This is a genomic window from Pantoea sp. OVA07A (assembly GCF_019969975.1).
Taxonomy (GTDB): domain Bacteria; phylum Pseudomonadota; class Gammaproteobacteria; order Enterobacterales; family Enterobacteriaceae; genus Pantoea; species Pantoea agglomerans.
The window spans coordinates 1,462,091-1,477,581 of the sequence record NZ_JAHXYM010000001.1 but is presented as its reverse complement, the minus strand read 5'-3'; the positions used below and the strand labels follow the sequence as shown (position 1 = coordinate 1,477,581).

Here is a 15,491-nt window from a genome sequence, read left to right as displayed (position 1 = left end):
TAACCGCATACAGGTAATCAAGCGACTGGCATAAAGCAGATCTGCAATTGCGTAGTTCGCTATGAGCGAGAAGCGGAAATTATGGTCCTAACAATGATCTAAGTGGTACGAACTGTTAGTAACCGCTGGCACCTGCCGTTTGGTCAGTGGTGCAATTTGATAAGCCGCTCTCAGTGTCGAAAAGTCGCCTATCGCTCCCGACAGAAGGGGCAGCAATAGGCGAGAAGCATTCGTACGGTGACAACGAAATCCCAAGTGCCTCTGCGAGGAGAAGAGTTTGTTAAATAAGGGAGCCTGGCAAGCTCGTATGAACACGCTCACCTGAAATGCTTTCAAGGAATTGTTGTGGGAGAATCCTCTCAAATACGTCCAGTACGGCTCGCATGACACTTAAATGCTGGTCCCAATCACCTCCTTCCACCCGCCTCCAGGCGCTTGGCATGTACCTCACCAGAATTGACAACGAATACAATATTGCAAGAGAGGTGACCCTATACTCCGACACGCCTCCTAATACCGGCAAGATTAGTGTGGGGCTGCTTAGATAAGGGCTGCGATGCAATAACAATGCATCGTGCCAAGACTTCAACCCCTGATGATTAACGCGCGCCCGAAACACTTCACCATCGTTGGGAGTTTCAACCTTTGTTAACTCAGCAAGCGGCAAATCCTGCAAAGCAATTCGTGCCTCGGATATCTTATTAGACCGATCCTTAAGCAATATGTAACTGCTCGAAGGATTAGCAGCTCTTTGTGCGCGTTGAGAGATCATATCGATATACGGGATAACCCAAGAAGGCTCATCGTCGTAAACCTGCGTGAAGAGATCCCCCAATTCGGGAATCGCAGATAGTAAAACAGACATACCAGTAAATGATTGTGAGGGATACTTATCCGAATTATCTAAATCACCCACGGATTTCGCTTTAGCCTTAGGATAAAAAGCGGTGTCATACCCGAGAAAACTCACCCAATTAGGGTAAAACCCAGTGGCCAGAACACCAACCTTCAGGTCTCCGAAATGACCGGTTACTGATGACAGAGCGAACAGCCCATGCCCCTGTTTGGTCATGCCTTCCAGCTGATCAAGATCGGAGGGCCCATTAGGTGCTGCCAGCATTTCTGCAAATGCAAGGCTCAAGGTTCCGTAGTACAAGCTAAGAACTCGCTTATTCAAGCTTTCGTAAGGCGCGCCTTTGTAATAATCAGCAGCGTTGCCCAACGCAAACGCGATGCCGGACGCTTTAGAAAGGACCTGCTCATCTGCCAGCACAACTCCTTCTCTCTCGGCTCGCCTTAAAACCAGCTTTTTAGCTATCTCAGAGCTGGAGAACTGATTCAGACGAGCCCAAATACCAGCCAAAGGATTTTCTGAAACAATTCTGGTTATCGAGTCAGGGGAGTTTGCGGTTTTTTTACTTAGTTTCGGTGGTGCTAATTCGCTATTCCACTCGACCAGCAGAGGAAAAAAATCATCCAGTGAAGAAACTGGAGTAGCGACTCCTCTTGTATACTCCTCAACATGGTAAAGCTGACCATTTGTGAAAATATGACTGACCCTACTTTCCAACTGCCTGTAGTGTCGATTATCTGTTGCTGACGTATACATTAATGCGACTGAATGCTTTTTCGCACCTTTTGTGGCGTCTATCACTAAGTATTCACCATCTTTGGACTCTTCTACGACCGAAGCAATCCACCCATGGGATAAAAGGGGGCCTAGCATTTGTTGCTTGGCGGCATTATGCAAAATCCCCATGCGTAACTCGATACCAACCCCTCCCATAGTCACACTCCTTTTCGTTGTAATAATTCATCAGTGGATCATGAGCACAAGAAATGCCGATAGTCAAAGCTAACCAGCCCTCGAGACAGCCGAAAAATAACCGATGGTGACCTGCCTCTCTAAAATTAATGTATAGCGTGCCTCACATTGTCCGCTCTTGGCACAAAGCGGACGTTGATATCTGCCCCGATCAGCCTATTTTGAATAACCCAAATAAATTTATTGGGTGAACAAAAGCGTCTATCCAATTAGCAGCATCAATCACTAGTGCTGCCTAATCTCTTTATGACCACTAGCCCCCCACCCTTTTACCCGTGAACCCCTCACCCCACATCCCTTCCCATCCGCACCATCGCCCGATACCAGGCACCGCGCTGAATCGACCACCTTAACCCCACCGCAATCGCATTAATCTTCCGGTCAATGATCGCCTGCTGAAAGCGGCCGATCTCAGTACCGGACATTGCCTGCGCCCAGGCTGGCATCAGCCCGAACCCTGACTTCAGCATAATTTTCATTACCGGTTTTGCCTGCCAGCTGGGTGCAGGGGCATTCATCAGTAATCGCGTCACTTCGGCAGTGCGATGATCAAAGCGCAGCTCTGAACGCATCTGTTGCAGATAATCCGCAACATCAACAACGCTTTTCGGTACCTTCTCCGCCCCCAGCGCTTCGGCAATCTGCGCCGCTTCCTGATAGTACTGATCCTGCCCGGCGCGGCTGAGGTGTGGATTTTTGTAGCGCAGATGGGCGGCCAGAAAACGGCTGGTCTCCGCCACATGCACCCAGGTCAGCAGATGCGGATCGCTGGCGGCATAGGGTTTACCTTCGCTGTCGACGCCGCTGACTTTCAGGTGAATGCGTTTCACCCGGTCGATCAGCGTCTGTGCATCCTGCGAATTACCGTAGGTGGTCACCGCGATAAACTGACTGGTGCGCCGCAGGCGGCCCATCATATCTTCACGGAAATTGGAGTGATCCCAGACGCCCGCCAGCGCCGCCGGATGCAGCATCTGCAACAGCAGCGCGCTGATCCCACCGCACATCATGGAGGTGAAGTCACCGTGAACGCGCCAGATCACGCTGTCCGGGCCAAACAGGCCGGGATCGCCAGGCGGTTGAGAGAGGTCAAATTCATTCATCGACAGGCCGTTAAGGCGGAATACCTGCTGCTGAATGCGGTCACGCAGATTAATCATGATGGCTCTGATAGTGGATATGACGCGGCGCGCCGTAGCAGGACGCTAACGACGCGCCGCATCACCTTCCCCTGACGTCAGGGGAAAGGCTGACGGTTATAAATAGTTGAACTGCCCATCCTCGGTACGAACGGAATCGAGTCCAATCATCACGTTGAATTTGCCGGGCTCTGCAACATGCTGCATCTGCTGGTTCCAGAACTTCAGTGCATCCACGTCGATTTTGAAGGTCACGGTTTGCGACTCGCCCGCTTTCAGCATGATGCGCTTAAAGCCACGCAGCTCCTGCACCGGACGGCTGATGGAAGCGACCGGATCGTTAAGGTACATCTGCACCACCGTCGCGCCATCGCGTTTACCGCTGTTGGTCACGGTCACGCTGGCTTCGATGCTGCCGTTACGCGGCATGGTCGGTGAGGACATTTTTACCGGCGACACGGTGAAAGTGGTGTAGCTCAGGCCGTAACCAAACGGATAGAGCGGACCGTTAACCGCGTCGTAGTAGTGCGAGGTGTACTTGTTCGGCTTAGCAAAGTTGTAAGGACGACCGGTTGGCAGATGGTTGTAATAGATCGGAATCTGACCCACTGAACGCGGGAAGGAAACCGGCAGTTTGCCCGACGGGTTGTAGTCGCCGAACAGCACATCGGCGATGGCGTTGCCGCCTTCGGTGCCGCTGAACCAGGTTTCCAGCATCGCATCGGCCAGCCGATCTTCATTCACCACTGACAGCGGGCGTCCGTTCATCAGCACAATCACCAGCGGCTTACCGGTGGCTTTCAGTGCTGCTAACAGCTTCTGCTGGCTCGGCGGGATCACCAGGTCGCTGCGGCTGGAGGCTTCGTGCGCCATACCCTGCGCTTCGCCCACGGCGGCAACTACCACATCGGCCTGCTTCGCTTTGGCGACCGCGTCATCAATCAACTGCTGCGGTGAACGCGTATCCACGGAAACCGCCTGCTCATAGAGGTTCAGGAAGTCCTGAATCCCTTTGTTGTCGGTAACGTTAGCGCCCTTCTCATAGAGCAGCGTAGCCTTGCCTTCGGTGGCATTGCGCATGCCCTGCAGCAGCGAAACGGATTGCTTCGCCACACCAGCGGCGGACCAGCTGCCCATAATGTCGCGCTGGCTGTCTGCCAGCGGACCAATCAGGGCAATGGTGCCCGATTTTTTCAGCGGCAGCGTTTCCAGGCGGTTTTTCAGCAACACGATGCTCTTACGCGCGACGTCGCGCGCTTCAGCCCGGTGCAGACGGCTTTCCGCATTGGTATCCTGCGGATCGCTCTCTTTCGGACCTAAATGGCTGTAGGGATCGTTAAACAGGCCCATGTCATATTTGACGTTGAGCACATGGCGCGCCGCATCATCAATCTCCGCCATGGTGACGGCGCCGCTCTTCACCAGAGCGGGCAGATACTTGCTGTAATATTCGTCGCTCATGCTCATATCGACGCCCGACTTCAGGGCGATGCGCACCGCTTCCTGCGGATCGCTGGCGACGCCATGCTTGATCAGCTCTTTGATTGCGCCATGGTCGCTGATGGTGATGCCTTTGAACTTCCACTTATCGCGCAGCAGATCTTTCAGCAGCCAGCTGTCCGCCGTGGCGGGTACGCCATTGATCGAGTTCAGCGCCACCATCACGCCGCCGCTGCCGGCATCCAGTGAAGCTTTATAGGGCGGCAGATAGTCCTGGAACATGCGCTGCGGGCTCATATCCACGGTGTTGTAATCGCGTCCGCCTTCAACTGCGCCATAGAGCGCGAAGTGCTTCACGCTGGTCATCACGCTGTAGCGATCGGCAGCACTTTTGCCCTGCATCGACTGCACCATGCTGCGACCCATTTCGCTGGTGAGATACGTATCCTCACCAAAGCCTTCAGAGCCACGGCCCCAGCGCGGTTCACGGCTGACATCCACCATTGGCGCCCAGGTCATGTTCAGGCCATCGTCGGCCGCTTCATAGGCAGAGACGCGCCCCACCTCTTTCACCGCATCCAAATCCCAGCTCGACGCCAGCGCCAAAGGAATCGGGAAAATGGTGCGCTGACCATGAATAACGTCGTAGGCGAAAAACAGCGGGATCTTCAGGCGGCTGAGCTGCATCGCCTGATCCTGCATCGCGCGGATATCCTGACGGGTTACGGTATTAAAAATCGCGCCAACCTGACTCTTCTGAATCATGTCGCGAATCACTTCTTTCGGATTATCAGGTCCGACGCTGATTAAACGCAGCTGGCCGATCTTCTCGTCCAGCGTCATTTTTTTAAGCAGTTGATTAACGAAGGCATCCCGCGCCTGTTCGGTCATCGGGTGGTTACCTGGCACTGTCTCAGCCAATGCCGGTTGCATCGCGAGGGAGACAGCGAGACTAACAGAGTAAATCCATTTCATCAGGTTGGGTTCTCTTAAGTAACTGCGCAATATCGAATTAACAGGCGGCAGTGTGCCACAAGATGAGAATAGCAGGTAGCTGCCGCTGTCACACTGCGTTGAGGTGAGTTGACGTGCTACAGTTAGGACGCACTGATAAGACAAGGGAATTGCTCATGATACAAACCTCTGCCCTGCTTTCTGACCTGCGCCGCCTGGTCGGCCCCACCCATCTGCTGACTGAACCTGAACAGACCGCGCGCTATCGCAAAGGCTTTCGCTCCGGCGAAGGCGAGGCGCTGGCGGTGGCGTTTCCCGGTACGCTGCTGGAGCTCTGGCGGGTACTGCAAACGCTGGTGAATGCCGATGTCATTATCCTGATGCAGGCGGCGAATACCGGCCTGACCGAAGGCTCAACGCCGCATGGGGACGATTACGATCGTCCGCTGGTGATTGTCAGCACCCTGCGACTGGACAAGCTTCAGCTGATCGACGAAGGCCAGCAGGTGCTGGCGTTCCCCGGCAGCACACTCTACCAGCTGGAAAAAGCGCTGAAGCCGCTGGGGCGTGAACCCCACTCTGTGATTGGCTCATCCTGTATTGGTGCCTCGGTGCTGGGCGGCATCTGTAATAACTCCGGCGGATCGCTGATCAAACGCGGACCGGCCTACAGTGAAATGGCGCTGTTTGCCCAGATTGATGCGCAGGGAAAACTGAAGCTGGTGAACCATCTCGGTATCGATCTTGGGACGTCGCCGGAAGAGATTCTGGGGCGGCTGGATGATGACCGCTGGCAGCCCAAAGATGTGCAGCACGATGGCCGTCACGCCTCCGATCATGAATATGCCGACCGGGTTCGTGAAGTGGATGCGGATACGCCCGCCCGCTATAACGCCGATGCGCGTCGCCTGTTTGAAGCCTCCGGTTGTGCCGGGAAGCTGGCGGTCTTCGCGGTGCGACTCGATACCTTCGCCAGCGAACCGCAGCAGCAGGTGTTTTACATCGGCACCAACGAGCCCGGTGTTCTCAGCGATATCCGCCGTCACATGCTGGCGCATTTCATCCATCTGCCGGTGGCGGGCGAATATATGCACCGCGACATCTATGACATTGCGGAAGTCTACGGCAAAGATACCTTCCTGATGATCGACAAGCTGGGCACCGACAAGATGCCGCTGTTTTTCACGCTGAAGGGGCGGGTTGATGCCTGGCTGAGCAAACTCTCCTTCGTTAAACCGCACTTCAGCGATCGCCTGTTGCAGCGCCTGAGTAAACTGTTCCCGGCGCATCTGCCGAAACGCATGAAGCAGTATCGCGACAAATATGAACACCATCTGATGCTGAAGATGTCTGGCGACGGCGTGGCGGAAGCGCGTAACTATCTGCGCGACTACTTCCGTGAAGGCGGTGGCGAATTCTTCGAGTGTGAAGGCAAAGAAGGTGCGCACGCCTTTCTGCATCGCTTCGCAGCGGCGGGTGCGGCGGTGCGCTACCACGCGGTGCATTCTGATGAGGTCGAGGACATTCTGGCGCTGGATATCGCCCTGCGTCGTAACGATGCGGACTGGTTCGAAACCCTGCCCGATGAGATCCGTGCCTCGCTGAGCCATCGTCTCTACTATGGTCACTTCTTCTGTCATGTGTTTCATCAGGATTACATCGTCAGAAAAGGTGTCGATGTGCATGCGCTCAAAGCGCAGATGCTGGAGATTCTTCAGGCGCGGGGCGCGGAATATCCCGCTGAACATAACGTCGGACATCTTTATCAGGCCAAACCGCAGCTGGCGGCGTTCTATCGCCAGCTCGATCCCACCAACAGCTTCAATCCTGGGATTGGCAAAACCAGTAAGCAAAAGGGATGGGCGGTGAAGCAGGTTTAATCGCCTTATGGATTAGCCTGCTTATCTGAGCAGGCTGATTGTCATACAACCGGGAGGCCCGTTCGCACCACCAGCTTCCCATTGCAACAGTCCTGCCAATAGCTAACATTTTCATCAGAAAATTAATCTCCCCTCCCATATTGCACCTGCTTTATTTTATCTCATCGGGTTCTGCGCAATAGTTCACAAATCACCACGCTGCTAATTGATAATTCGCGTCGCGAAAAATAGATTACCTCCACAATAATAATATTCTGCTTAATTATCCGGATTGCATTCAGGGAGGAGTGATCATGCGAAAAATTAATTACGCGTTAGCGTTAATTGAAATAGCCACCGCATTAATAGCGTTAACTGCAATAAGTTCATCAGCGGCCTACGCCAGCGGATTTATTGAGGACTCATCGCTGAAAGGTAATGTTTTTTACTGGCAGCGTCAGCGAGATCGCAGAGACACCGATCCCGCCAGTGAATATCAGGGGCACTATCGGGCTAATTTACATCATGCCTCGCTCAACAGTAATCTCGACTATCAGTCAGGCTATGCCGGAGAGTGGATTGGTCTGGACCTCGCCATTTTCGGTGCTGCTGAGCTTTCCAACAGCGGCCCCGCCGCACCCAATGAAATTGGCTTCAGTAAGGCGCGAACCCGCTGGGATGAAAAGTGGAATGGCGACAGCGGCGGTGCTTCTGTTTATAAAGCCGCACTGAAATTAAAATATAACGATTACTGGTTGCGTGCCGGTTATATTCAGCCAACCGGCCAGACAATTATTGCGCCACACTGGAGTTTCTTACCCGGAACCTATCGCGGCGTCGAAGCCGGTGCGCTGTATGATTTCCAGCAGGCTGGTACATTATCGCTCTCCTGGATGTGGAGCGACAAATATAAAGCGCCCTGGTATCGTGACTTATATGATTTTCGTCAGGCTGATGGCAAAACCCCTGTCAGCTACCTGCATTCGTTCGGCATGAAATATGACTTCAAAAATAACCTGGTGCTTGAGGGCGCATTTGGCCAGGCGGCGGATTATATGGATCAATATTTTGCCAAAGCCTCGTGGTCAGCTACGCCCGGTGGCAATGCACTTTACACCAGCTATCAGTTTTACGGCGCCCACGACAAAGTATCGGGGGGTGCCGCTAATCCGCGTGATGTCTATGACGGCCTGGCCTGGTTACAGGCGATCACGGTCGGCTATACCGTCGGCCCGGTTGATCTGCGCCTGGAAGGCAGTTGGGTCAAAGCAGAGGGGAATCAGGGCTTCTTCCTGCAGCGCATGACGCCAGGCTACGCCAGCTCCAATGGACGACTGGATATCTGGTGGGATGCCCGTTCCGACTGGAACGCCAATGGCGAAAAAGCGATCTTTGCCGGGGCGATGCTCGACTTAACGCCGTGGCAACTGGCGGGATGGAAAGTGGGCGCATCGTACGTCTGGGGCTGGGATGCCAGACCCGCCACGCTGCCCACCGTTGACCAGAGCCAGCGGCTGAAAGAGTCCGCCTGGAACCTTGATCTGATCTATCAAATCCAGCAGGGGCGCGCCAAAGATACCCTGTTTAAACTGCATTACACCCGCTACGACAATCACAGCAATCTGCCCAGTTACAGCGGCGGTTACGGCAACATTTTTCAGGACGAGAAGGACATCAAATTTATGGTTATCGTGCCGTTTACACTGTTCTGACGCCCTGCAGACTCCCGGATATCTCTTCAGCAGCAAGGATGAATCAATATGTTTAAGTTAAGCCTTATCGCGCTCACTCTGCTGGGCGCTGCAGCCACAGGCCACGCCAGCTCGTCAGCGCAGCAGGTGGTGAATCAGATCAGCCAGTTTGGCGTCACTTATCAGGTGAACGATAATCAGGCCGCCCTGCATGGCACCGACTGCGCCGCGCTGGGTGCCGACTATGCCGCCTGCAATCGCGCCACCATTACCCTGACCAATAACGGCCCAGCCCTGACCGATAAACACTGGGCAATCTACATGAGCAACGTCCACCAGACGCTGCGGGTCGATAACGAACAGTTTAAAATGACCCATCTGGTCGGCGACCTGACCCGGCTGGAGCCGACTGAGAAGTTCACCGGCATTGGCGCGGGCGAATCGGTGCAGATTCCGATCGTTAACGAATACTGGCAGCTGTTTGCCACGGATGTGATGCCGCGCTGGTATGTGACGTCCGGGCAGGCCACCCCCAAAATTATTGCCAGCACCGATCATGAAGATCCCAGCCAGTTTGTGTTGCCGTTGGGGGATAACTGGCGACGCAGTGCCGATGACCGGAATATCCTGATGCAACCCGCCAGCCGGTTTGATAAAAACAGCGATGTTGCCACCCTGCCCGCCTCCGCGCTGCGCGGTCAAATCACACCCACGCCACTTGAGGTGAAACTGCGTCCGCAGGATGCCGATCTCAGCCGTGGCGTCAGTCTGTCTCTGACCGGGTTGACCCGTGAAACCGGTGAGGCGGTAAAGCAGCGTCTGACCCTGCTTGGTCTGAAAGAAGATCCTGATGGATTTGCCATCAGGACGCAGATCAAACCAGGTCACTTCAGCGGCAAACAGGCTAAACCGGGCGCATACGATCTGGATATCACCCCACGCCGTGCCATTGTGGTGGGCTACGATGCTGCCGGTGCGTTCTACGGTCTGATGTCAATTCTCTCGCTGATACCCACAGAGGGCGCGCCGCGTATTGCCACGCTGGAAGCCCATGATGCGCCACGCTTTGCCTATCGTGGCGCGTTTCTTGATGTTGCCCGTAACTTTCACAGTAAACAGGCGGTCATGCGGCTGCTTGATCAGATGGCGGCCTGGAAGATGAACCGCTTCCACTTTCACCTCAGTGACGATGAGGGCTGGCGGATTGAGATTCCTGGCTTACCGGAACTGACTGACGTGGGGGCTAAGCGCTGCCATGACCTGAGCGAACAGCGCTGCCTGCTGCCGCAGCTTGGTTCTGGTCCGTTCAGCGATAACAACGGCAGCGGCTATTTCAGTCGTGCCGACTACATCGAGATTGTGAAGTATGCGCAGGCCCGTCACATCCAGGTGATCCCGGAAATCGATATGCCCGCCCATGCCCGTGCCGCCGTCATCGCCATGGAAGCGCGCTATCAGCGACTGATGAAGGAGGGACAATCTGAACAGGCCAGTGCGTATCGCCTGATCGATCCCACCGACGACTCCAATACCACCTCGGTGCAGCTCTATGATCGCACCAGCTATCTCAATCCCTGCATTGCGGGTTCACAGCGGTTTGTCGATAAAGTGATCGGTGAAGTTCAGGCGATGCACCGGGAAGCGGGACAGCCGCTCGGTGTCTGGCATTTTGGCGGTGACGAAGCGAAGAATATCCGGCTGGGTGCTGGCTACTCGGATAAACGCGACCCTAAACCGGGCACCGGTCTGCGCGACTGGAGTAAAGAAGATCTGCCGTGGGCGAAATCGCAGGTTTGTCAGGCGCTGGTGAAGAGCGGCAAAGTGGACGATCTGGCGCACCTGCCGAGCTACTTTGCCCTGACCGTTAGTGACATCGTTAACCGACACGGTATTGGCAAAATGCAGGCCTGGCAGGATGGTTTAAAACATGCCAAAGATTCAGCAGCCTTTGCCACACCGCGCGTCGCGGTCAACTTCTGGGACACCCTCTACTGGGGCGGTTTTGACACAGCCAGCGACTGGTCACAGAAAGGTTACGACGTGGTGATCTCCAGCCCCGACTATCTCTATCTGGATTTTCCATATGAAGTTAACCCGCTGGAACGCGGCTATTACTGGGGCACGCGCTTCAACGACGAGCGCAAAATCTTTGGCTTCGCGCCGGACAACCTGCCGCAGAATGCTGAAACCTCGGTGGATCGCGATGGCAACTTTTTCAGCGCCAAATCAGAGAAGCCCTGGAGCGGTGCTTACGGCATTTCGGCCCAGCTGTGGAGCGAAACGGTACGCACTGACGCTCAAATGGAGCACATGATCTATCCTCGCCTGTTTGCAGTAGCGGAACGAAGCTGGCACCGCGCCAGCTGGGAGCAGGATTACAAGGCAGGTCAGGAGTATGTGGGGGGTAAAACCCATCTGGTCGATCAGCAGGCGCGTCTGAATGACTGGCAGAGATTTGCCAATTTGCTGGGACAGCGGGAACTGGCGAAGCTGGATAAGGCGGGCATCGATTATCGCCTGCCGGTGCCGGGAGCCAGGATCGTTGATGGCATCCTGTCGATAAATGTGGCCCTACCGGGCGTTACGCTGGAGTACAGCCTGGACAAGGGCACAAACTGGCAGCGCTACGATGCCACCAGACCGCCGCAGGTCAGCGGTGCGGTGGCAATTCGCTCGGTGAGCCGAGACGGGCAGCACACCAGCCGCGTTGAATCCCTGTAGAAAGCGAAGTGTGAACGGGCTGAGAAGCCAGCGTTTGAATATGAAAAAGGCCGACAGAAGTCGGCCTTTACACACCTAAACCTGGTTCTCTTAAACCAGCTTCTCTTCGGGGACCGGCTCCGCACCCGCCATCTGCTGACGGCGCTCGATAATCATGGTTTGCGGTGTGGAGAGCAGGATGCCCTCTTTACGCAGACGCGTCAGAATATCGAACAGCAGGTCGCTCTTCGCCCCTGCGATCTGGCGCTGACCCGCCACGTTACCGGTGACGCTCAGTATAATTCCCTGCTGAGTCAGATCTTTAAACGAAACGGATGGCTCTGGCGTCTCCAGAATGCGTTCATTTTCGTTGTAGACCTCCAGCAGGATATCGCGCACTTTCGCCGGATCGATGTCGAGCGGGAACGTCAGCGTAATCGTGACCACCCCCTGCGCATTACCCATGGTGGCATTTCGCACGTTCTGCGAGATAAACTGCGAGTTTGGCACAATCACCGTGGATTTATCGCCCAGCTGGATCTCGGTGGCGCGCACGTTAATCCGGCGGATATCCCCTTCGATACCGCTGATGCTCACCAGATCACCAACCTTCACTGGCCGCTCGGTCAACAGAATCAGCCCCGAGATAAAATTCTTCACAATCTCCTGTAAGCCAAAACCGATACCTACCGACAAGGCACTGACGATCCAGGCCAGCTTATTCCACTGCAGGCCCATGATCGACAACGTCAGCAGGATAATCAGCACATAACCGATGTTGCTGAACAGCGTCACCAGCGACACCCGCATGCCCACATCCATGGTGGTTTTCGGCAGAAAATCAGTGTCGAGCCAGCGGCGCACCGTTCGCAGCACATAGATGCCGACGATCAGGCAGATAATCGCATTCACCATATGCGCCGGGACGATATTCAGGGATTCAAGCCCTTTACCGCCCCAGAACTCAATCACTTTTTGCAGCAGCTCAATCGGCGTTGAAGAGGCAAAGGTCCCGTTGACCAGCGCCAGCGCCACAACCAGCACCAGGAAGGTTTTACCGATGGCCGTCAGCAACGTAGCCGTTTGCTGCAGATGACGCTCATTGATGTTAAGCGAACTCTGAATACGGCGACCGGTTGCATTACTGGTCGAGAACAGGCTCTCACAGCCATCGTTGAGCAGATGACTGAGGAAGTAGAACGAACCAAACAGCAGGCCGCACCAGATCACTTCATAACTCAGGAAGCGTGCCAGCGTGACGTAACCGATGAGCAGCGACACCAGAATGGCGATGCCGGTCAGCGTCAGGCCCATCTGGATCAGTCCCACCAGCGTAGAACGAGCCTCCGGTGGTGTACCCGCCTGGGTCATACGGCGACGAACCCGGTTGGTGCGCATGCTGATCGCCAGCGCGGTAGTACCAATCAGCAGTGCCGTCAGCCCGTTGGCAAAAATGGTGGTATTCAGGCTGGTGCCGACGCTGTAGTTAAACGCTTCGACCGTCTGGAAGATAAAGACCAGCACGGCGGTAATCGGTGGAAACGGTTTTAACGCCATCGCCACTTCATTGGAGATGGTCGGTAACCGCCAGCTGGGGCGACGGGTAGAGAGGAAAGCGCGTCCCAGTCCGGCAATCAGGCCACAAAAGACACTGAGCCGAACCAGTTGATCCACAAAGTCCTGAACGTTTTCAGAAACCTCATCACGGCGGGTAAAGGCCAGGGCGATAAAGTTAAAGGTGAGGACGACAGCCACCAGGGTGGTCAGGGCTATCGCTGCCGCCAGGAAACTGCGGCGCAGCTTCCCTTCCGGCAGTTTGTGAATGCTGATCCAGGCCAGAAACTCTTCGCTGTAACGACGGCCAGCCGTCATTACCAGCATGGCAGCCAGCAGCCAGAAGACACTGCCCACGCGCCAGCCCGGCTCCCATGAAAGTGCCGCAGTGTCCTGCAACTCCTGCAGGAATTCACCGATTTTCTCGCCATCCAGATCCTGACTATTGAGCAGCGGTGACCAGAAGCGCGGCCCCAGAATGGTGCCGGAGTTCAGCGCCAGCTGGCTTTTCAGCTGATCGCGGCGCAGGTTAACAATCTGCGAGGAGAGCATCAGCGCGCCATTTTTAATGCCTTCGGCCTGTTTGATCTGGTCGTCGAGTTTGCTTTTCTGACTCTCCAGCGCGTTACGCTTGCGCGTAACTTCCGACGTCTCTTTTACGCCGCTGTCGGCTTTAGGTGCCGGCCCCAGAACCTGCAACTGGGCTTCCAGTTGCTGGCGATCGGGGAGCAGCGCCTGGCCCAGCGTGTCGGCACTGCCTGAGAGCTCAAGCGCCATTTCATTCAGCTGAGTCAGCTTGTTTTCGCCAGCATCAACGGAAACCTGACTTTTAATTTTATCGAGGATCTTCTGCATTTTCGGCAGTTCAACCGCAGCATTCAGCTTCGGTGGAGCATCCTGTTCCTGAGCAGCAGTGGCCTTATCATCCGCGGCCAGCGTCAGCGCCGGGGCAAATGCCACCAGCGCCAGCATTAACAATGCAAAAAAGGATCGTAGCTTAAACATATGAGTAAGATTCCGGCAGCTTAAATCAGGCGATCGTCCCTCGCCAGTCGCGCGTAGTGTAGGGCTTTGCAAGGGATGGCAATATAGGAATAACGGGCATTTTTCGGGCTAATTCGGTGCAGACAGAGACGTGAAAATCGCTGTACGCCTCTGCCTGCATCATGCCGGATACCCGCTCAGCCTGCAGGTCATGCCAGTGTCCGCAGCGCGTAACACCGGCTGTTTTCTACTCAACGTCGGCGCTGCTGGCCCCATTACTGGCAACCTGGCCCGACTTCTGCTTTTTATAGGCCAGCGCGGCGGCCGGCACCGGCGCCGCTTTACCGGTCTCAATCCAGCTGCGCAGACGGTTAGCGTCGGCGAAGTGGGTATATTTGCCAAAGGCATCCAGCACCACCAGCGCCACCGGACGATTATTAATCATGGTGCGCATCACCAGGCAGTGGCCCGCCTCATCGGTGTAACCGGTTTTGGTCAGCTGAATATGCCAGTCATCTTTATAGACCAGATGGTTGGTGTTGCGGAACGGCAGCGCATAGCTCGGATGGGCAAACACCGCCGTCTCCTCTTTAGTGGTGCTGAGCGCACCAAGCAGCGGATATTCCCGCGTTGCTTTGAGTAATTTAACCAGATCCTGCGCGCTGGAGACGTTTTGCGTCGACAGGCCGGTTGGCTCCACATAGCGGGTCTGTTTCATGCCGAGTGACCGCGCTTTCGCGTTCATCGCCCGGATAAAGGCGTTATAGCCGCCCGGATAAGCATGAGCCAGGCTGGCAGCGGCGCGGTTTTCCGAGGACATCAGCGCCAGCAGCAGCATATTACGGCGGCTGATCTGGCTATTGAGCTTAACGCGTGAGAATACACCTCGCATTTCCGGCGTCTGGCTGACATCGACAGTTATCATCTCGTTCATCGGCAGATGCGCATCCAGCACCACCATAGCAGTCATCAGCTTGGTGATGGAGGCAATGGGCCTGACCCGATCAGGGTGGCTGGAAAACAGCACTTTATTAGTCGTGAGATCGACAATCATCGCACTGCCAGAGGCGATCTGCGGCTGAGCAATCGGCGCCAGTTGCGACAGCGACGTCGTCGCCTGCGCCGGCAGTGAAACAATCTGCCCTGAAACGAGCAGCGCCAGCGAAAGCAGGGTAGAACGAATTTTTGCAGGCATCGTAGAAAAAACCCGGTTATGAATATGTACTGTGTCAGACCGACACAGGCCGCCCGCTTCAGTGAGGTCGGAGCGCGGGCTGGCGGCGATATCATACCCGTAAGGTTAAGAAATTTCCTGGTGAGAGTGTTTCCGGGCGTAAAAAGAGAA

General features: G+C 55.2%; 8 protein-coding genes. 3 read left to right on the top strand and 5 right to left on the bottom strand.

Annotation, left to right across the window (positions count from 1 at the left end; all coding sequences use genetic code 11):
* Positions 1-280: 280 nt before the first annotated feature.
* From LC417_RS07085 to bglX, 3 genes are all read right to left on the bottom strand, one after another.
* Positions 281-1,786 carry a YaaC family protein gene (locus LC417_RS07085; protein ID WP_223565645.1) on the bottom strand — a complete coding sequence of 502 codons (1,506 nt, stop codon included), beginning with the start codon at positions 1,784-1,786 and terminating at the stop codon, positions 281-283.
* 323 nt (positions 1,787-2,109) lie between these two features.
* On the bottom strand, positions 2,110-2,985 hold the full coding sequence (locus LC417_RS07080; RefSeq protein ID WP_033779532.1) for an oxygenase MpaB family protein: 876 nt from the start codon (positions 2,983-2,985) through the stop codon (positions 2,110-2,112).
* Positions 2,986-3,081: 96 nt separating this feature from the next.
* Positions 3,082-5,379 (bottom strand): beta-glucosidase BglX, encoded by a 2,298-nt coding sequence (bglX, locus tag LC417_RS07075; RefSeq protein ID WP_062758113.1) that lies wholly within the window; start codon positions 5,377-5,379, stop codon positions 3,082-3,084.
* A gap of 155 nt (positions 5,380-5,534) precedes the next feature.
* On the opposite strand from bglX, the gene dld reads away from it, so the two are divergent.
* From dld to LC417_RS07060, 3 genes are all read left to right on the top strand, one after another.
* Positions 5,535-7,238, top strand: coding sequence for a D-lactate dehydrogenase (dld, locus tag LC417_RS07070; protein WP_187505320.1), 1,704 nt, complete (start codon positions 5,535-5,537; stop codon positions 7,236-7,238).
* Positions 7,239-7,531: 293 nt separating this feature from the next.
* Positions 7,532-8,929 (top strand): OprD family outer membrane porin, encoded by a 1,398-nt coding sequence (locus LC417_RS07065; RefSeq protein ID WP_064690044.1) that lies wholly within the window; start codon positions 7,532-7,534, stop codon positions 8,927-8,929.
* Between the two features lie 48 nt (positions 8,930-8,977).
* Positions 8,978-11,629 carry a beta-N-acetylhexosaminidase gene (locus tag LC417_RS07060; protein WP_223565644.1) on the top strand — a complete coding sequence of 884 codons (2,652 nt, stop codon included), beginning with the start codon at positions 8,978-8,980 and terminating at the stop codon, positions 11,627-11,629.
* Between the two features lie 90 nt (positions 11,630-11,719).
* Here LC417_RS07060 and LC417_RS07055 read toward each other — a convergent pair whose 3' ends face one another.
* Together LC417_RS07055 and pbpG are read right to left on the bottom strand one after the other, a co-directional pair.
* Entirely contained in the window at positions 11,720-14,167 is a 2,448-nt protein-coding gene (locus LC417_RS07055) for a DUF3772 domain-containing protein (protein ID WP_050680587.1), read from the bottom strand.
* A gap of 226 nt (positions 14,168-14,393) precedes the next feature.
* Positions 14,394-15,341, bottom strand: coding sequence for a D-alanyl-D-alanine endopeptidase (pbpG, locus tag LC417_RS07050; protein WP_010669685.1), 948 nt, complete (start codon positions 15,339-15,341; stop codon positions 14,394-14,396).
* Between the last annotated feature and the right edge of the window lie 150 nt (positions 15,342-15,491).

What these genes read in the sequence shown, in the direction of transcription:
- LC417_RS07085 (WP_223565645.1), bottom strand. Translation starts at nt 1,786, where the DNA reads ATGGGAGGGGTTGGTATCGAGTTACGCATGGGGATTTTGCATAATGCC.
- LC417_RS07080 (WP_033779532.1), bottom strand. Translation starts at nt 2,985, where the DNA reads ATGATTAATCTGCGTGACCGCATTCAGCAGCAGGTATTCCGCCTTAAC.
- bglX (WP_062758113.1), bottom strand. Translation starts at nt 5,379, where the DNA reads ATGAAATGGATTTACTCTGTTAGTCTCGCTGTCTCCCTCGCGATGCAA.
- dld (WP_187505320.1), top strand. Translation starts at nt 5,535, where the DNA reads ATGATACAAACCTCTGCCCTGCTTTCTGACCTGCGCCGCCTGGTCGGC.
- LC417_RS07065 (WP_064690044.1), top strand. Translation starts at nt 7,532, where the DNA reads ATGCGAAAAATTAATTACGCGTTAGCGTTAATTGAAATAGCCACCGCA.
- LC417_RS07060 (WP_223565644.1), top strand. Translation starts at nt 8,978, where the DNA reads ATGTTTAAGTTAAGCCTTATCGCGCTCACTCTGCTGGGCGCTGCAGCC.
- LC417_RS07055 (WP_050680587.1), bottom strand. Translation starts at nt 14,167, where the DNA reads ATGTTTAAGCTACGATCCTTTTTTGCATTGTTAATGCTGGCGCTGGTG.
- pbpG (WP_010669685.1), bottom strand. Translation starts at nt 15,341, where the DNA reads ATGCCTGCAAAAATTCGTTCTACCCTGCTTTCGCTGGCGCTGCTCGTT.